Origin of the sequence: Chryseotalea sp. WA131a (assembly GCA_025370075.1) — a bacterium.
Taxonomy (GTDB): domain Bacteria; phylum Bacteroidota; class Bacteroidia; order Cytophagales; family Cyclobacteriaceae; genus ELB16-189.
Map to the genome: position 1 here is coordinate 1,771,006 of CP073016.1, position 17,392 is coordinate 1,788,397.

General features: G+C 42.1%; 20 protein-coding genes. 10 read left to right on the forward strand and 10 right to left on the reverse strand.

The genetic code is table 11. The features are described from left to right. Positions 1–157 precede the first annotated feature (157 nt). From KA713_07930 to KA713_07945, 4 genes are all read right to left on the reverse strand, one after another. Positions 158–511, reverse strand: coding sequence for an MmcQ/YjbR family DNA-binding protein (locus KA713_07930; protein UXE68492.1), 354 nt, complete (start codon positions 509–511; stop codon positions 158–160). Continuing rightward, positions 508–711, reverse strand: a complete 204-nt coding sequence (locus KA713_07935; protein ID UXE68493.1) for a hypothetical protein — start codon at positions 709–711, stop codon at positions 508–510. Before KA713_07935 ends, KA713_07930 begins: the two co-directional genes overlap by 4 nt. Before the next feature lie 304 nt (positions 712–1,015). Beyond that, positions 1,016–1,708: an IS4 family transposase gene (locus KA713_07940; protein ID UXE69073.1), complete on the reverse strand. Its 693-nt coding sequence runs from the start codon at positions 1,706–1,708 to the stop codon at positions 1,016–1,018. Further along, positions 1,656–1,892, reverse strand: coding sequence for a hypothetical protein (locus KA713_07945; protein UXE68494.1), 237 nt, complete (start codon positions 1,890–1,892; stop codon positions 1,656–1,658). The genes KA713_07940 and KA713_07945 overlap by 53 nt, the downstream gene beginning before the upstream one ends. A gap of 468 nt (positions 1,893–2,360) precedes the next feature. Between KA713_07945 and KA713_07950 the strand changes: the two genes are divergently transcribed. Then, positions 2,361–3,707 (forward strand): Gfo/Idh/MocA family oxidoreductase, encoded by a 1,347-nt coding sequence (locus KA713_07950; GenBank protein UXE68495.1) that lies wholly within the window; start codon positions 2,361–2,363, stop codon positions 3,705–3,707. A 232-nt stretch (positions 3,708–3,939) separates the two neighbouring features. Here KA713_07950 and KA713_07955 read toward each other — a convergent pair whose 3' ends face one another. Beyond that, the gene (locus KA713_07955) at positions 3,940–4,710 is read right to left on the reverse strand and encodes an AMP nucleosidase (protein ID UXE68496.1); all 771 of its coding nucleotides are present in this window, start codon (positions 4,708–4,710) and stop codon (positions 3,940–3,942) included. Positions 4,711–4,754: 44 nt separating this feature from the next. Here KA713_07955 and KA713_07960 point away from each other — a divergent pair, with 44 nt between their 5' ends. Then, entirely contained in the window at positions 4,755–5,201 is a 447-nt protein-coding gene (locus KA713_07960) for a type I restriction enzyme HsdR N-terminal domain-containing protein (GenBank protein UXE68497.1), read from the forward strand. Between the two features lie 12 nt (positions 5,202–5,213). On the opposite strand, the gene KA713_07965 is transcribed toward KA713_07960, so the two are convergent. Both KA713_07965 and ald read right to left on the reverse strand, forming a co-directional pair. Next, a complete protein-coding gene (locus KA713_07965) occupies positions 5,214–6,026 on the reverse strand; it encodes a hypothetical protein (GenBank protein UXE68498.1) in 813 nt (270 codons plus the stop codon). 90 nt (positions 6,027–6,116) lie between these two features. Beyond that, positions 6,117–7,232, reverse strand: coding sequence for an alanine dehydrogenase (gene ald, locus KA713_07970; GenBank protein UXE68499.1), 1,116 nt, complete (start codon positions 7,230–7,232; stop codon positions 6,117–6,119). A 334-nt stretch (positions 7,233–7,566) separates the two neighbouring features. Here ald and KA713_07975 point away from each other — a divergent pair, with 334 nt between their 5' ends. The 6 genes from KA713_07975 (at position 7,567) to asnB (ending at position 13,235) form a co-directional block, all read left to right on the forward strand. Beyond that, positions 7,567–8,157 (forward strand): sigma-70 family RNA polymerase sigma factor, encoded by a 591-nt coding sequence (locus KA713_07975; protein UXE68500.1) that lies wholly within the window; start codon positions 7,567–7,569, stop codon positions 8,155–8,157. Then, complete coding sequence (locus KA713_07980; protein ID UXE68501.1) at positions 8,138–8,857, forward strand: hypothetical protein; 720 nt, start codon at positions 8,138–8,140, stop codon at positions 8,855–8,857. The genes KA713_07975 and KA713_07980 overlap by 20 nt, the downstream gene beginning before the upstream one ends. Before the next feature lie 74 nt (positions 8,858–8,931). Further along, the gene (locus KA713_07985; protein ID UXE68502.1) at positions 8,932–9,924 is read left to right on the forward strand and encodes a hypothetical protein; all 993 of its coding nucleotides are present in this window, start codon (positions 8,932–8,934) and stop codon (positions 9,922–9,924) included. Between the two features lie 46 nt (positions 9,925–9,970). Continuing rightward, positions 9,971–10,486, forward strand: a complete 516-nt coding sequence (locus KA713_07990) for a very short patch repair endonuclease (protein ID UXE68503.1) — start codon at positions 9,971–9,973, stop codon at positions 10,484–10,486. Between the two features lie 43 nt (positions 10,487–10,529). Continuing rightward, the gene (locus KA713_07995; protein UXE68504.1) at positions 10,530–11,207 is read left to right on the forward strand and encodes a DUF1080 domain-containing protein; all 678 of its coding nucleotides are present in this window, start codon (positions 10,530–10,532) and stop codon (positions 11,205–11,207) included. A gap of 114 nt (positions 11,208–11,321) precedes the next feature. Further along, positions 11,322–13,235: an asparagine synthase (glutamine-hydrolyzing) gene (asnB, locus tag KA713_08000; protein ID UXE69074.1), complete on the forward strand. Its 1,914-nt coding sequence runs from the start codon at positions 11,322–11,324 to the stop codon at positions 13,233–13,235. On the opposite strand, the gene KA713_08005 is transcribed toward asnB, so the two are convergent. From KA713_08005 to KA713_08015, 3 genes are read right to left on the reverse strand one after another with little or no spacing between them, the layout of a single operon-like run. Beyond that, positions 13,232–13,810, reverse strand: coding sequence for a hypothetical protein (locus KA713_08005; GenBank protein ID UXE68505.1), 579 nt, complete (start codon positions 13,808–13,810; stop codon positions 13,232–13,234). The genes asnB and KA713_08005 overlap by 4 nt on opposite strands. After that, positions 13,807–15,075, reverse strand: coding sequence for a glycerophosphodiester phosphodiesterase (locus KA713_08010; protein ID UXE68506.1), 1,269 nt, complete (start codon positions 15,073–15,075; stop codon positions 13,807–13,809). Before KA713_08010 ends, KA713_08005 begins: the two co-directional genes overlap by 4 nt. After that, positions 15,072–15,557 (reverse strand): hypothetical protein, encoded by a 486-nt coding sequence (locus KA713_08015; protein ID UXE68507.1) that lies wholly within the window; start codon positions 15,555–15,557, stop codon positions 15,072–15,074. The genes KA713_08010 and KA713_08015 overlap by 4 nt, the downstream gene beginning before the upstream one ends. Before the next feature lie 271 nt (positions 15,558–15,828). On the opposite strand from KA713_08015, the gene KA713_08020 reads away from it, so the two are divergent. Both KA713_08020 and KA713_08025 read left to right on the forward strand, forming a co-directional pair. Beyond that, positions 15,829–16,746, forward strand: coding sequence for a metallophosphoesterase (locus KA713_08020; protein ID UXE68508.1), 918 nt, complete (start codon positions 15,829–15,831; stop codon positions 16,744–16,746). Positions 16,747–16,759: 13 nt separating this feature from the next. Beyond that, a complete protein-coding gene (locus KA713_08025) occupies positions 16,760–17,389 on the forward strand; it encodes a lipid-binding protein (GenBank protein UXE68509.1) in 630 nt (209 codons plus the stop codon). Positions 17,390–17,392 lie beyond the last annotated feature (3 nt).

Here is a 17,392-nt window from a genome sequence, read left to right on the forward strand (position 1 = left end):
TACAAATCTAAATAATTAACCTTAGTAATCCGAAAGGTGCAAGAAATCCCATGAAATCATAAAATACTGATTATCAAGCTACACGCTGCAAAATTACCCTAGCAGGCAAAACTGTTAACTGCCGACTGCATGCTTTATAACTCGGTTATGCTTTCTGTCATAAGTCTTTTAATGCTTCCCTTTCTTTTTTAGGCAAACTAGCCACTACCAAGTCATACGAAAGGTCAATCCACTGCTGAATCAACTTATCGCCAATGCTTCCATCCATCACAATGGTGTTCCAATGCTTTTTGTTCATGTGGTAGCCCGCCTTCACCGCGGGATATTCTTCGCGCAGTTGTGCAGCCAACTCCGGTTCGCATTTCAAGTTGATGCCCTCAAAAGCCTCCACATTGGTGAGCGCAAACATTTTACCCATCACTTTAAACACAAGTGTGTTATTATCGAAGGGAAATTCTTCGGTAACGCCTTTCTTGCTCAAGCAATACTTCTGAAAACTCTCGATGTTCAAAAGAAACGCTTTGCGATGAGGAAAATTACACCGGCCAAGAAAATGAGGATTGAAATTTTGTTTACCCCGTGCATCATTTTAAGGTTGATGTTGGTTGGGCGGTTGGGGTCTTTGCTTCGGAAAAAATACCCTCCTACTTCGCCCAGCGAAAAGAAGTCTTTGAAAGAAAGTTTTTTGGGTTTGTTATCGGTTGATTCCATAGGGCTTGCTATTGAGTAAATATACGGCAATAACAGGTGAAGGGCAAGAGTTGTTCGTTTTGGTGTCAGTTAAAGATGAGGCGGCTCCCAAGCTCTCCGCGCAAAGCCAACACTGGCTTGGTCTCGCTATTCGCTGCAAGCTTGCCTGACTCAGGGAGGTCCCAGCCACGCACCTTTCCGCTTCTATCATTGGCAGGAGGCAGAGTGTTGGTGTTCCATTAAACAATTTATTGATTTTATGAAAAAAGATTACTGTCATCCGACCAATTTTCAGTAAGTGTTATAAAGGGTCAATAGGTTAAAATTAAGGGGATTTTTCTATGCTTTGAAAAACACCCCCTTTAATGGCCACAAACATATCAAGCTGGATTTTATTAACCTCACGCTGGGGGGCCGATAATTTATTTCGCATGGATAACATGGATACAAAACAGATGTAGGAACCTAAATTGTTTGAAGCCATGCTGACCATGGTCATAAACTGTTCACATTCTTTCACTTGCTTATGGATAACAGTAAAAAGCAGGTGCGCTATCAGGGCAATCCACAATTGAGTTTTGATTCCTTCTGAGCTGTCCGAGTAAAAATAACTGAGCTCAAAATTTTGCTTGAGGCGTTTGAACAATACCTCCATGCCCCAACGGTTTTTGTAAAGTAAGGTGATGGTGATGGCTTGATAGAGGAACATATTGGATAAAAACTTCAGCACATGACCTGTCAGTGGGTCTTTGTAGGTGATCAGCCGCGCTTTAAAGCATTGGTTACGATCTGGGAGTTTGAGATGGATAATTTCATCCCTGATCACACCACCCCCTGCAAATTCTTCTATATCATAAACCTTGGGCTCTACCACATCATACACCGCGTTATCGTTGAGGCGTGTAACAAAATAGATCCCCTGTTGTGTCCATTGATCAAAAACCGAAAAGTTGACATAGCCTTTGTCAAAGACGTAAATCGTGCCCGGCGGGGGCGAGCTGTCCGAGGAAATTCTTATCGTTGCGACCCCCTTCCGTTATGGTGATTAAATCCGGCACAAAACCCGACAGGGGCATTTGCGCCTGCACTTTGAGGCCGCCTTTACGCTTGCCATTTAATGGGTTGCGTCCCACCCCTTTGAACACATCCACGAATAGCGTGATAGTGGTGGCATCAAAAAGTTTTACCTGGGCAGCGTCCACCTCTCCATTAATGGGCAGTGAAAAACAGCTGTCCCGCAAATGACTGTTCGATCAAATGGTCAGGGATGAAAGAAAACAGTTGACACAGAATGGGCTGACCTGATAATTTGATATTTTTGTCCATGATGTTTTGGCTTGGTAACTTAAGCATCATAAAAAAGGCGGTCAGTAGAAATACCTCCGCCTTTTCATTTTACCCGGATGACAGTAATTAGAAAGTAAAGGTTATTGGGTTATTGATCGGTTCGAGTTCATCAGTAGTACTGTAAACCATTCCCTTCGTTTCATTGCCAACGATGGTTTAAGGATTCTTGATTTCCCTATTTGACGATGTATCCGAATTCAGCATTCAATACAAAGAAATTCTCTTAAATGTAAAATTGATTTGATTTATAACTTTGGAGAGCCATCTTTAGTAATTAAAAGAGTAATTCTGCATTTATCACAAATATTCTTATCTAACCTACTATGAAAACAGATTCTACCCAAACACGTAGAGAATTTGTAAAGAAGGCTTCCTTGATTGGAACATCCTTGCTTGCAGTTCCATTGGTATCAAACGCTAATTTTAATTCTTCGGTTGACGATGCAATCAAAGTGGCCTTGGTTGGCTGTGGCGGAAGAGGCACTGGCGCTGCTATGCAAGCATTGCTGACCAAACAAAATGTAAAATTGGTTGCCATGGCCGATGCCTTTCGCGATCGATTGGATGATTGCTACAAAAATTTAATGGCTGATGACCTAAGTGATTGGTCGGGTGTGGTGGGCAACATTAAGGACCGGGTAGTGGTGCCCGAAGCCAACAAGTTTGTGGGATTTGACGGGTATAAAAAAGCAATTGCTTTGGCAGATGTGGTGATATTGACTACGCCTCCTGGTTTTCGCCCGATTCATTTTGAAGAAGCCATCAACAAAGGCAAGCATGTGTTTATGGAAAAACCGGTGGCCACCGACCCTGCAGGAATAAAAAAAGTATTAGATGCTGCCGTGATTGCCAAACAAAAGAAATTGAATGTGGTGGTGGGCTTGCAACGCCACTATCAAAACTCCTATCGCGAGTTGTATAAAAAACTAAAAGAGGGCATGGTGGGTGATATCGTTTCCGCACAAGCGTGGTGGAACAATGAAGGTGTTTGGGTAAACATGCGCAAATACAACCAAACCGAAATGGAATACCAAATGCGCAACTGGTATTATTTCAATTGGCTCTGTGGCGACCACATTACCGAACAACACATTCACAATATTGATGTAGTGAATTGGTTCAAAGGGTCATATCCCGTAAAGGCACAAGGAATGGGTGGCCGGGAGGTGCGCAAGGGAAAAGAGTTTGGCGAAATCTTCGACCATCATTACGTAGAATTTCAATATACGGATGGAAGTATCTTGAACAGTCAGTGCCGGCACATCAAAGGCACGTATAGTAAAGTAGACGAGCAATTGGTTAGCACGAAGGGAACTATTTTTTGTGGTGATGCCAACATCCGCGACCGCAAGGGGAATGTGTTGTATCAATTCGACAAAACAAAAGAGAACAATCCGTACCAAACAGAGCACGATGAGTTGTTTGCAGCCATTGCCAAGGGCGAATACAAATTTGCCGATGCCGAAAACGGAGCGAAGAGTACGATGACATCCATCCTCGGACGAATGGCCACGTATAGTGGTGAAGTAGTGGAAATGGAAAAAGCAATCAACTCAGGTCTCAACATCATGCCAACAAAATTTGATTTCGATGCGATGCCACCAACATTGCCCGATGCAAATGGTTTCTATCCAATACCTACTCCTGGCGTGACGAAGTTTTTTGTATAGAGGTTTCTGGATACTTGATACTTGACGCTAGTGGCTCCGCGCTAGTATCCAGCATCTAGTATTATGTTAACTGTACTTTGGCGTACGGGGCTATAAAGTCGGCAGTGGGCAGGATACAGTGTGCATTATAGGACTGGCGGTGACTGCCTACTGGTGACTGCCTACTGCCTACTTTTTAAATGACGTCATAATACATTTAACTTATCACTAGTATCTAGCATCTAGTATCCAGTTAATACTTCAAATGCTTCACCGTCATTCCTTTGTTGATGAGTTGCTTCAGCGAGTCGATGCCGATTTTAATGTGGAGGTCAACGAAGTTTGTGGTCACTACATTATCGCTCTTATCGGTCTTTACGCCATCGGGCGTCATCGGTTGGTCGGATACCAGGAGCAATGCACCGGTAGGTATTTCATTGTAGAATGCTGTTGAGAAAACCGTGGCCGTTTCCATATCAATGGCCATGGCACGGATTTTTATCAAATAGTTTTTGAAATCTTCGTCCCATTCCCAAACCCTGCGGTTAGTGGTGTAAACCGTACCAGTCCAGTAGTCTTGGTTGTAATCGCGGATGGTGGTAGAAATGGCTTTCTGCAGTGCGAAGGCAGGCAGTGAAGGCACTTCGGGAGGGAAGTAGTCGTTGCTTGTACCTTCACCGCGAATGGCCGCTATCGGTAAAATAAAATCACCAATATCATTTTTGGCTTTCAGGCCACCGCACTTGCCCAAAAACACAACAGCCTGCGGCATTATTGCTGTTAAGCAATCCATAATAGTAGCCGCATTGGGGCTGCCCATCCCAAAGTTGATGATGGTAATGCCTTCGGCTGTGGCCGAGAGCATGGCTTTGTCTTCGCCCATCACAGGCACGTTGTGCCACTCGGCAAACTTGCGCACGTAGTTATCAAAGTTGGTAAGCAAAATATAATGACCGAAGTCTTGTAGCTTCATGCCTGTGTAGCGCGGTAACCAATTTTCTACAATGTCTTTTTTTGTTTTCATGTTTTTTAGTTTTAAAGTACTCCGGTTTTCAACTACCTTCGTTTGTGACCAAACTCAACCTTCCAGAACTCAAACCTACGCTGAAAAAAGAGCAAGGCAAAATATGGATTTTTGATGGTATTCGGAAAAAATATTTGGTGCTAACGCCCGAGGAATGGGTGAGGCAGCATTTTATGAATTACCTCATTGCTGAGCTAAAATACCCGCGCTCTTTGTTTCGGGTAGAAGGTAGCTTGACTTACAACCAACTTCAAAAACGTTCAGATATTTTGGTGTTCAATCGTGAGGGCAAACCGTGGATGCTGATAGAATGTAAATCGCCTACTATCAAACTCACTCAAAATGCTTTTAACCAAGCGGCTGTTTACAACATGACTGTTCACGCCAAATATGTGGCCGTAACCAATGGCTTGGTTCACTATTGCTGCGAAGCTGCTAAACTGGGCGAAGAGGCCGTATTTTTAGAATCGTTTCCAGAGTTTGAGGTGTAAGTACCGAGTGACTCACTTTTCTTTCGGAAAAAACCAGTCAGACAATTGGTAGGGGTATTTTTCGTAGTATGCATTATCTTCATTGATGGTGTGCCCTTCTCTAAAATCAATGCCCGCTTGCTTAAATATTTTCATGGCTTCTTCCTTTTTGTCCAGCCTTGCGAGCGACAATGCTTTGTAATATTCAGCATCTGCGAAATTTTTATAAATGTTCAATGATTTGTCGAATTGGGTTATGGCTTCTGAATATTTTTTTAGTTCGTAATTCGCAATTCCCAAATAGAATAAATCAAGATAATGCACCCAACTTTCGCCACTTTGTTTTTTTGTGTACTCAATACTGTTGGTCAAATGAGTAACTGCTTTTGGGTAATCGTTAAGTTGTAAATAGCTCAAACCCAAGTGAAAATCATACGAGTGATCCATCACGTAACCATGTTCACCTTTGATTTTTTTGGCCTTGGTAAAATCTTGAATCGCGCCAGAATAATCTTTTGAAAAAATACACTTCATAAACCCGCGATAATCAATATATCGCACCGAGTCTAGTTCAACGGCTTTGTTCAAGTAAGGGAGGCCAGCTTCATATTTCCGTTGCTTGTATAAAGGCATTGCCTTTTGCTGGTAGAAATATGCTACGGTTGGGTTCATTAAAATGGCCGAATCTAAATAAAGCTGCCACTCTGGTGCGAAATAATGAAAGTGGTGGTTGAGGTATTTTTTTGTGACTTCCTCTTCGGAAGGATACGATTTTTTTTCTGGTTTTTCTTCTTGCTTGATGGAACAGCCGATGAGAATTAGAAGGGCCAAAAACAAAATTTTCATATTTATACAATTCCACGCAAAGACGCCAAGTCTCAAAATACTATCTTGATTTCTATTAACGACTTTGTACCTTTGCATGGAATAAAATTGCTAACTCAAAAACTCCTTCACGTCCGTGTATGGCAAGTTGAAAGCATCCGATACCGCCTTGTACACAATCTTACCGTTGATGACATTCAACCCTTTTTTCAAATCCATGTTTTCAGTGCAAGCCTTCTTCCAACCTTGAGTTGCTAACTTAATTGCATAGGGCAATGTAGCATTGGTCAATGCCAATGTAGAAGTATAAGGTACTGCACCCGGCATGTTCGCAACGCAGTAGTGAACTACATCATCAATGATATACGTAGGATCTTCGTGGGTTGTCGGGCGACACGTTTCAATACAACCACCTTGGTCAACGGCCACATCCACCAGCACCGTTCCAGGGCGCATGGTTTTTAACATATCGCGTGTAATCAGTTTTGGGGCTTTTGCACCGGGCACCAAAACACCTCCAATAATCAAGTCATGCGTCTTCACCAATTCGCGCAACACATATTCGTTCGATACCATGGTACGCACATTCTTTGGCATCACATCATCTAAGTAGCGCAAGCGATTGATGTTCACATCAGTGATAATCACGTCAGCGCCCATACCAGCAGCCATCTTCGCAGCATTCGTTCCCACTACACCGCCACCCAAAATCAATACTTTGGCGGGCATTACTCCAGGCACACCGCCCAACAAAATACCACGCCCTTTCAATGGCTTCTCTAGATATTTAGCACCCTCTTGAATCGACATCCTTCCCGCCACTTCACTCATTGGCACCAACAACGGCAGGCTGCCATCCACGCGCTCTACTGTTTCATACGCCAAACACACAGCCCCTGTTTTTACCATGGCATGGGCCAGTGGCTCGTAGGAGGCAAAGTGAAAATACGTAAACACCAACTGATCTTTTTTGATAAGCGTATATTCTTGTTCAATCGGCTCCTTCACCTTCATAATCATTTCGGCAATGGCAAACACCTCATTGGCGGTTGGCAATAGCTTCGCACCCGCGCTAGTGTATTCCGCATCGCTAAAGCCACTGCCTTCGCCTGCTTTGGTTTGCATGTACACGGTATGGCCGCGCTTGGTCAGCTCTTGCGCACCGGCAGGGGTAAGGGCCACGCGATTTTCGTTGTTCTTGATTTCTTTGGGTACTCCAATAATCATAAAGCTCTATTTTTAAGTTTTAAAGATTGGTCTAAAAGGAGCTGTAAATATACAACTAGTTTTCTACACATGATTGAAATGGTGTACTGGGTGTACAACAGTTTTGCATTAGTTTAAAGCCAGATTATTCATTAGGAATAAAGAGTATTCCATTTGAATGACATTCTCATTGACGTAAGCAAAAAGCTCAATTTCCTCAACGAGGAAAGTAAAAGGACTTGAATCCTGCCTTTAGCTTCCTTTAGCCAAATTATTTTATTTAATCCAATAAAATATTTCTCTCAACGTGCAACCCCGTTATCCGTATACGCATCTAGTTATTGATTTCGATTAAATGGGTCTAAAAGTTTACCGAGCAAGGGAACACGAGTTGATTGAAGGTTGCAGGCGGCAAAACCGTCAGGCACAGCAGGCTTTGTACGAGTTGTATTCGGGCAAAATGTATGCGTTGTGCTGCCGGTATGTAAAAGACAAAATGGAGTCCGAAGACGTGTTGGTGGTTGCTTTCACAAAAATATTTGAGCGGATCCATCAATATAAGGGCGATGGTAGTTTTGAGGGTTGGATTAGGCGGGTGATGGTGAATGAATCGCTCGGGTTCTTGCGCAAGAACAAAAACATGTATGTGGAAACGGATATCGAAGCAGCCGAACGCGAACCCAACTATGAACAATTGGATTCAGCACTCGAGGCTGAAGACCTGATGAAATTGATTGAAGGGTTGCCCACTGGCTATCGTGTAGTTTTCAATTTGTATGCGATTGACGGCTACTCGCATCAGGAAATTGGGGAGCAACTGGGCATTAATGAAAACACTTCGAAGTCGCAATTGAGCCGAGCACGTGTGCTGTTGCAAAAGCGATTGCTGGAATTGGACATTGACCAAAAAAAAGAAATGATTGACCATGGAAAATCAAGCAGATAAGTTGTTTAAAGGTAAACTTGAGAATCATTCATTGCCTCCCTCGGCAAATACGTGGGAGAAAATTGAAAACAATCTCGAAAAAAAAAGTAAACCAATAATCTGGTGGAGAGCCGCTGCTGCCATTCTATTGATAGGCGCGCTGTTGGGGCTAAGTTATTGGTGGACGGGGGAAGAATCTGGTACCCCACAGCTAGCGGAACAAAAGAAAGCTGATTCGAAACCTGAAACTAAAACAATAGAACAGACCCAAACGCCCGAGATCGATGCAACCAAAAAATCAACGGAAATTATCAAAAAACAACTTCAACAATCTATACAAACGCCACTTGCCAAATCAACGCCAACCGAAATCACCGACAAAAAAATGGATGTAACACAAGCCATCGAAAATTCAGCTAAAAACATAAACGATGGTGCTTCGGAAATCAACATTGCACCAATGACTGGCGAGCACCCAATCGAAACTACAACCGCCATCGCCTCAACTCTACCACCTATAAAAGAAAAACCCATCGTACTTGAATTCAAACTTGAACCAGTTACCACTGAAATGGTGGCTGCTAAACAAGAAAAGAAAGGGATTAAAACAATCCTTACTGATCTTAAAAACGGAGAAACCAACCTCAACTTTCACACCTTAAAAGAAAACCTACTTGCTTTTAACTCGAAGAAACCCAAGACAACCGAATCGCATCAGTAGCTGAAAATTTAAGATTTAAGATTTAAGATTTAAGATTTAAGATTTAAGATTTAAGATTTTAAAAGATATACTTTATGAAAAAAATATTCGCATTCATTATAACCATCGGAACATTTCAATTTTCACTAGCTCAAAAAAAGGCAGACACGGTAGTCATTAAAGTAGGCGATGCCAGCAAAGTGATTTTTGCCATCCACGACAAAAAAGATTTGGAGACCTTGAAACATTACAACTTTCAATCATTGATGGATGACATGATTCAAAAATTGGACAAGCGTGACTCTACCCAATTGGCAAAACCGCCTACGGCCTATCTCAAAGATTCCGTAAAAGAAGTAGCCCCTACTGACATGATTACCGATAATTCATCTTCGGAACAAGAAGAAACCAAAACCTATACGTATAAGCGAAAATGGAATCGCAGAAAAACGTACAGTACCTTTTCCATGGATTTGGGAACCAATAACTATTTGGAAAATGGAAAATTCCCAGACCAGAGCAATAGTTTATACAGCGTAAGACCTTGGGGAAGTTGGTACGTTGCACTTAATTCTATTCAGCGCACACGGCTGGGCAATAAATTTTTCTTGGAGTGGGGCGGTGGATTTAGTTGGTACAATTTCAAATTCCAAAATGATCGTGTGCAAATGACGAAAGATGACAATGGGGTGAATTTCAATCTAGACCCACGCGATTTTTCGTATGACAAAAGCAAATTAACCGTGGCTTATGTTCAAGCCTCGCTGGTACCAGTCATAGACTTTGGTGGAAGTGGACGCAAACCCGGTTTTTTTAACGGGCGTTCAAGCTCTGGTTTTCGTTTTGGAGTAGGGCCTTATGTCGGTTATCGAATTGACAGCTATACCAAACAAAAATATGAGAATAATAGCGATACCAAAAAAGAACATCGGCATGACTCTTATTACATCAACAATTTGCGGTATGGTGCGCGTATGCAGATTGGATTTAAGGGAACGGATTTCTTCTTCAACTATGATATGAACGAACTGTTTGCTGAAAATAAAGGACCGAAATTGAACGCCTTTAGCTTTGGTGTGTCTTTTTAAAAAACCCGCCAACTGGTAGCTTTGTATGCAAAGCCCCAGTTGAAAGATGAAACCCTACCGCCTCAAGCCGATTAAAGTACCCAGGTTTGAAGAATCGGCAGGGTTTTATACTTCGAAGGTGCGCTCGGGCGTGATGAAGAAAATCAAAGCCCGCAACACAAAACCTGAATTGCTTCTTAGAAAAGCCTTGTGGGCAAAAGGATTCCGTTACCGAATTAATTCTAACCTAGTACCTGGCAAGCCTGATATCTTATTAACGAAACAACGCATTGCTATTTTTGTAGATGGCGAATTTTGGCACGGGCGAAATTGGGTAGAGAAGAAAGAAAAGATAAAGTCAAACCAAAGGTTTTGGATCCCAAAAATTGAGCGCAATATGCAGCGCGATGAAGAAGTCAATCAACAATTAGAAGATTTGGGCTGGACGGTCATCCGCTTTTGGGACCAGTTTGTTTTGAAAGAGTTGAATAGCTGCTTACTTACAATTGAAGCGTATGCCAACACGGCCTTTCATTTGCGCGATAACTTTGATGAGCCAGAGATTGCGAACGAGTTGGAATAAAATTGTGCTTTGCGGAAGCAAAAGATTTTATCAAATTTACTGAATGAAGCATCTACTCAAAATCACATTACTGGCCATTCTAATCAGTGGCTGTCAATCAAAAGAAACCAACCAAGGTACACCTCTCTTCAACGGGAAAGATTTTAGCGGCTGGCGATTTTATAAAGGCCGAGAAAACAACAGTTGGGAAGTAGTAGACGGTGTTTTGCATTGCAAACCCTTTGATGGCAATGACAAACGTGCCGACCTGATTACTGACAAGCAATACGAAAATTTTGAGTTGAGTTGGGAATGGAAATTGCCCGCCCAAGGAAATAGCGGAATGATGTTTCGCGTAACGGAAGAATTTGATGAACCATATCTAAGCGGACCCGAATATCAAATGCTGGACGATATTGGCTACCCCGGAAAAATTGAAGAATGGCAAAAAACGGGTGCTAACTATGGTGTGCATGTGGCCGAAAGTGCGAAACCAAAGCCCATTGGTGAGTGGAATGAGTCTAAGATCATTGTGAATGGCAATCATGTAGAGCACTGGCTCAATGGAAAAAAAGTAGTAGCGTATGAACTTGGCTCAGCCGATTGGAAAGAACGCAAAGCAAAAAGCAAATGGAACGAAGCCTCAGGATATGGTGCGGCAACAAAAGGCCATATTGCTATACAAGACCACGGGAGTGAAGTGTGGGTGAGGAATGTGAATATTCTTGAGATTCGTCAATAATGGTGGAGTTTGTTAGTCGGCCGCAAGCTACAAGGCGCAAGCTACAAGCAGTCTTTGCAACATTTAAGGCGTGTGGAATGTGGCGTGAAGGATGTAGCCACTACGCTCAATAGCATGTGCGGCATAACTGGAATTTTTGCGTTCAACCTTGTTGGCAAGTTTAACCTCATCAACATCACTGCCGCCACAAAAGCGTTAGAAAAACGCGGCCCCGATAACCAATCTATTTACCATGATGAATTTGTTGGCCTAGGTCACCGCAGACTTTCTATTATCGATACGAGGGACATCGCTCATCAACCGATGTGGGATGAATCGAAACGCTACACGATTATTTTCAATGGGGAGATTTTTAATTTCCAGGAGTTAAAGAAAGAGTTAGAATATAAAGGAATCACTTTTTTTTCAAACTCAGATACAGAAGTATTGCTGAAACTCTATATCCAAGAAAAAGAAAAATGCCTTAACAGACTCAATGGTTTTTTTGCTTTTTGTATTTACGATAAGCAGGAGCAATCTTTCTTTTTGGCGCGTGATCGCTACGGAGTAAAGCCCCTCCTCTACTTGATAGACGAAGATAAATTTCTGTTTGCTTCTGAAATGAAATCGGTGTTAGCTTACGGAATTGAAAAAGAACTCGACTTCACTTCCTTGCACACCTACCTTCAACTGAACTACATTCCTGCACCTCGGACGATTTTTAAAAATGTGAAGAAGTTGTTGCCAGGACATTTCTTAAAAGTCGGCAGTCGACAGTTGGCAGTCGGCAGTTACTACCAAATTTCCTACGATTCCACCACGGTTCAAAGCAATAAAGTCTCTTATGATGAAGCAAAGGAAAAAATAAAGTACTTGCTTGAATCTTCCGTACAGCGAAGATTGATTTCGGATGTTCCGCTGGGTGCATTTTTGAGTGGAGGAATTGATTCATCGGTGGTAACGGGTTTGGCGGCCAAGCACCAACCAAATCTTCACACATTTTCGATTGGCTTTAAAGACGAAAAGTTTTTTGATGAGACAAATTACGCCAATCTCGTTGCAAAGAAGTTTAATACAGAGCATACGGTGTTTTCGCTCAGCAATCGCGATTTGTTTGAGCATGTACATTCCATTCTAGATTACATTGATGAACCATTTGCCGACTCATCGGCCATCAACATGTACATCCTTAGCCAACAAACGCGGAAGCATGCTAAAGTTGCCCTTTCCGGTGATGGAGCCGATGAACTGCTGGCGGGTTATAACAAACACGCGGCCTTCTATCGTGTTATCCATGCAGGTCTAACCGAGAAACTTACTGCTGCATTGCTTCCATTGTGGAATGCATTGCCCCAATCGCGAAACAATTTCTTAGGCAACAAAGCAAGGCAACTCAAGCGGTTTGCCGAAGGCATGAAGCTCAATTCGAAAGAACGTTACTGGCAATGGGCGGGGTATGCCAACGGTGCAGATGCCTTCCGCATGCTCTCTGAAAAAAGTAAAGCATCGCTCAACCATCAGGAATTCTCTTCTTTCAAAAATGAATTATTGAAAACCATTCCCGATAAGGAAAACATCAACGATATACTGTTGACTGACATGCAGTTAGTGTTGCCCAACGATATGCTCACCAAAGTTGATTGGATGAGTATGGCACATGGATTGGAAGTACGCACACCCTTTTTGGATTTTGAATTGGTCAACTTTGTTTTTTCGTTACCCGATGATTACAAAATCAATTCATCGATGCGCAAACGAGTGGTGCAGGATGCTTATCGTGAAATGTTGCCCGCAGAACTTTACAATCGGCCGAAGAAGGGTTTTGAAGTGCCGATGCTTAAATGGTTGCGGCAAGAGCTGAGGTCATTGATTGAGGATGATTTACTTTCTGAAAAGACTATCACCGAACAAGGCATCTTCCACTATCCCGAAATTCAAAAACTAAAATCCCAGCTCTTTTCTAGCAACCCCGGTGATGTACACGCACGCATCTGGGCGTTGGTGGTCTTTCAATGGTGGTGGAAGAAATATGGAGCAAGCAAATCTTAGAAACGGAAAGAGGCAACCGCCATCAATGAAATAATTTCATCGTCCGTTTTATCGACACTAAGATATTTTATCTCACCACCCAACCGCAGCCGGGAGTGAATAGGCTTGAGGTACAAGGCAGATAATTGAAAGTTTGAAAAAGATGTTTGCTGGCTATCAATCCCACCCCCTACACCCTCAATTCGCGAAAGTAACATTGCCACCCCTGCGCCTGTTGATAGATAAAAATCTTTCACAACACGGCAGCGAATGTGCAGCATAATCGGCAAAACCGAAAGGGTTGCTCTTCCAATCACTTGCGGATTGGTTGGCGATGTTCGTTCTACAGCATAGAAAGTATAGTAACCGGATTCAAGGCCGAGCGCCAAACGGTGCTCCGGCTCCCACAACACCTTACATGAAAAGCCAATGTGATCTTCATTTGTAAGGTTGGTTCCAATTTTTAGCGAATTAAAATAATGTGACCAACCCACTCCGCCCGTAACAGAAAAACGATAGTTCTTTTTTGTTAAAGGTTGCGCCACGCTAGTATAAAAGGCTGTAACAAAGAATATAAAAATGGCCTTTCTTATCATGGCTGTGTATAGTAATAATAAGCGACAATCGAAGGATAATTGGTGAGCAGGCCATCGAATCTGCCCTGCCTGATAAACTGATCAATAAAACCAGGCGTATCAATTGTCCAGCAAAAAACCTGTCGACCTTCGGCTTGTACTTGCGCCACCAAATCATTTTGAGTCCCCAAAGTCCATCGCGGTGCCCACGCCTTCGAACCTAAATTACGCGCTTCTTCAGGACTAATTTCGCAAAGCGAAGGAATCGATTTATAATTAGGAGTGGCTTTCAAATCGTTTAGCACTACATCGTTAGGCACCCCCAGTAGCACCTCTAACTTTCGGCCCTTTTGCTGCGCTCGCTTTAGTACTTGATCTTGAATAGGAATCACAAGATCCAAAGCGCCTCTTCCCTCTTTTATATCTAACCATACAAATTCCAAACGTGTACTATCAACAACATAATTTAATGCGTCCTCTAACTTTGGAATCTTCTCGCCACGAATTAACCACACAAAAGTTGAAAGCTGGTCATACGTAAAATTACCAATCGGTCCGTTGATAGGCCCTTTTACAGTCAACCGAATGTTAATGTCTTCATCATGATAAAGAACTGGCACTTTATCTTTTGTGAGGCGAATATCCACTTCGATTCCGGTAGATCCATAGTTTTCAGTAAATGAAATCATCTCAATGCTATTTTCCGAAACGGGTAATCGATCAGATGTGCGTCCACCGGCCCGATGCCCAACGATGTAAAAATCTTTGTTGGTAACGGTGGGTGAAAACGGTCTAAGAAATTTAAGCTGCAAGGGTTGATCTGGTTCTAAATTTCCAGATCCAAAACTTCCATTGATAGAATAAGTGGGTGAGCGAAATCCATTGAGCAGTGCACGTGCTCCCTGATTTTTCTCGATTACCAGGTTGGCCATCCCATTTCCATCACTCGTGGGCACTCGCCAAAAGCCCTGCATGTATATAGTAGAATCTTTGACACCGGTTTGCAGAATTAGGTAATTATCTTTTGCGAAGATGGTCAGTTTTCGCAGACGCCATCGCAACACAACGGTTTCACCAAACCGTTCTTTACCTTGCACTACTTCATAAATTCCCTCCATTGGTATTTTAGCGATTAAAGGCACCAAGGAAGTTCCGCTAGGCAGAGGCTTACCTCTCGGAAAAATGGCCGTATTCTCTACATTGCAAGTAAATAGAGAAAACAATACCGGGTACCACAATATTACCCATGAGCCACTCCTGTTGAATGTCTTCAGATAATGCTTCATAACACCAAGCCTAAATAAACTTCCGGAATATTGTAAAAGCGGTTGAACGTGGAAAAAGCGGGCCAACCCATAAAGTGATATTTGGCATACGTGTTCTTAAAACCTAGAATAAATACATGATTCTTCCACAGGCGTTGCTCTAGATAAATTCCAAGAGTATATCCATTAAAAAAGTTTTTGTCGCTCACAATTTCATTTTCACCTTGGCGAGAAGAGTTAGAAGTCACTACCGAAAGCTCCGCTTTCAATGTAAATACGATGTCCTTCGTCTTATATCCCAGCGATAAATTGGGATAGTTAATCCAGGTGCTCACACTACTATCAAAACCCAAAATATTCAGAAAACCAAAAGCGTAGGCAACATCAAAACCAGTATTGAAAGATATTCGGTCAAACTGCTTTCCCCAGCGCGGACCAAGTGTTAGTTGGTTCGCTACAAACAATGTTGAAAACCGGCTATCGATTGAAAAGCTTTTTGGCAAACCAATAACTGCATGATAATGAAACAAAGGGGCTTGTGCTGACGTTTCTAGCCAATCAAAAGGTAATTTTACCTGCGAAAGTGCAACCTCGCTTTTAAAATAACCCGGCTTTAAAGTATGCGGATATAAAATACTAGACTGAACAATATCAAATGTTCGAGGTTTTTGCGCAAAACATAAATGGCCAAGGAAAAAAAGAAAAATTAAAGTTCGTAAATAAGAAACGGGCATAGGTAACTTTACTGGCTAAAAGTAACAATTTAAATATAAGATGCAAAAAACCAGCGCAGTACTTTTGATCTTTTTGGCAAGTTGTATCTCGTTTCTTAGTAGCGCTCAAAATAAAACCATTGCGTTTGTGAGCGACACGCAAAAGCCCATGTGGATCGAAGATGTATTTTTAAAATCGAACCAAAACGAAAAAGCGACTTCGCTAATCTTTCAATCAATGATCGAAAAGAAGCCAACCGCTATTTATATTTTGGGTGATGTGGTTTCGTTGGGCTACAAGGAAAAAAAATGGAAAAAGTTAGATCAATATCTGGAGCAGTGCAGAGTCAAGGGCATTGAGGTAAATGCTCTTTTGGGAAATCATGATGTGATGACGAAACCAAAAAAAGGTGAACAGACATTTCAAAAGCGGTTTCCGAACCACCAACGTTTAGGCTATGTATCGGTTACAGATTCCATTGCTATTGTATTGTTGAACTCGAATTTCAAAAAGTTAACCTCTACTGAAGTGGCCGCTCAAAACCAATGGCTTGAAAAAACACTTACTGCCCTCGACCACGATGATTCTATACTAATGGTGATCGTTAGCTGCCACCACTCACCTTATACCAATAGCAAGATTGTCAGGTCATCAAAAGAAGTTCATGATAATTTCGTTCCTCCTTATTTGGAATCAAAAAAAAGTACTCTCTTCCTCACTGGCCATTCGCATAACTTTGAACACTTCAAAAAGCAGGGAAAAGATTTTATGGTAATCGGTGGCGGTGGCGGCATTCACCAGCCTACGCGACCCTCTACTCCTAGCATGGATGACATGGCAAAAAACTATAAGCCCATGTTCCATTATTTGCTAATGGAGAGAGTCGGTAGTAATATCTTGATGCATTCTTATTTTCTTTCTAGTGATTTCAAAGAATTCAATGTCGGTTATACTGTTGAACTAAGTGCCAAGAAATAACGTTTAACGGAAGATGAAATATTTTATATTCTTTTCTCTCATTATTTATTGGGATAGTACCGCGCAGGGAAATTGCAAATTGCAAACCGACAAGGACAGTATCAAAGTTTATACTTGCCCAGTTAAGGAATCAAAATACAAAGCCATAAAAGTAGAGTTTCCTTTAACCGCTACTTATTCGCAAGCAGTAGCTATGATACTGGATATTGACCGATTGCATCGCTGGCAATACAAAACCGTAAGTGCAAAACTATTGAAACAAATTAACGAAAAAGAACTGATCTATCACACCGAAGTGCAAACACCATCGGTAACCAACAATCGTGATTTTGTAATCGACTTATCCATCGAACAAATTGCGAGCACAAAAGAGTTGGTAGTGAAAGCTATTAGCAAACCTGACTATATTCCCACCAAGAAAAAAGTGGTTCGCGTGCCTTTCTCAGAAGCGATTTGGCACATTAAATCCGTTGGCAAGAATAAGTTGTGGGTAGTGTATGAAATCAAAATTGACTTTGGTGGTGAAGTGCCAGCGTGGGTGGTGAACATGGCCGCACCGTTAGCACCTTATGAAACATTCAAAGCCATGCGCGCTGAAATCGTTGACTACCGAAACAAAAAGGTTAGTTTTATTGTAGATTGAATT

What these genes read in the sequence shown, in the direction of transcription:
- KA713_08005 (UXE68505.1), bottom strand. Translation starts at nt 13,810, where the DNA reads ATGATAAGAAAGGCCATTTTTATATTCTTTGTTACAGCCTTTTATACT.
- KA713_07990 (UXE68503.1), top strand. Translation starts at nt 9,971, where the DNA reads ATGAAACCCTACCGCCTCAAGCCGATTAAAGTACCCAGGTTTGAAGAA.
- KA713_08010 (UXE68506.1), bottom strand. Translation starts at nt 15,075, where the DNA reads ATGAAGCATTATCTGAAGACATTCAACAGGAGTGGCTCATGGGTAATA.
- KA713_07985 (UXE68502.1), top strand. Translation starts at nt 8,932, where the DNA reads ATGAAAAAAATATTCGCATTCATTATAACCATCGGAACATTTCAATTT.
- KA713_07935 (UXE68493.1), bottom strand. Translation starts at nt 711, where the DNA reads ATGGAATCAACCGATAACAAACCCAAAAAACTTTCTTTCAAAGACTTC.
- asnB (UXE69074.1), top strand. Translation starts at nt 11,322, where the DNA reads ATGTGCGGCATAACTGGAATTTTTGCGTTCAACCTTGTTGGCAAGTTT.
- KA713_07980 (UXE68501.1), top strand. Translation starts at nt 8,138, where the DNA reads ATGGAAAATCAAGCAGATAAGTTGTTTAAAGGTAAACTTGAGAATCAT.
- ald (UXE68499.1), bottom strand. Translation starts at nt 7,232, where the DNA reads ATGATTATTGGAGTACCCAAAGAAATCAAGAACAACGAAAATCGCGTG.
- KA713_07975 (UXE68500.1), top strand. Translation starts at nt 7,567, where the DNA reads ATGGGTCTAAAAGTTTACCGAGCAAGGGAACACGAGTTGATTGAAGGT.
- KA713_07995 (UXE68504.1), top strand. Translation starts at nt 10,530, where the DNA reads ATGAAGCATCTACTCAAAATCACATTACTGGCCATTCTAATCAGTGGC.
- KA713_07955 (UXE68496.1), bottom strand. Translation starts at nt 4,710, where the DNA reads ATGAAAACAAAAAAAGACATTGTAGAAAATTGGTTACCGCGCTACACA.
- KA713_08020 (UXE68508.1), top strand. Translation starts at nt 15,829, where the DNA reads ATGCAAAAAACCAGCGCAGTACTTTTGATCTTTTTGGCAAGTTGTATC.
- KA713_08025 (UXE68509.1), top strand. Translation starts at nt 16,760, where the DNA reads ATGAAATATTTTATATTCTTTTCTCTCATTATTTATTGGGATAGTACC.
- KA713_07950 (UXE68495.1), top strand. Translation starts at nt 2,361, where the DNA reads ATGAAAACAGATTCTACCCAAACACGTAGAGAATTTGTAAAGAAGGCT.
- KA713_07965 (UXE68498.1), bottom strand. Translation starts at nt 6,026, where the DNA reads ATGAAAATTTTGTTTTTGGCCCTTCTAATTCTCATCGGCTGTTCCATC.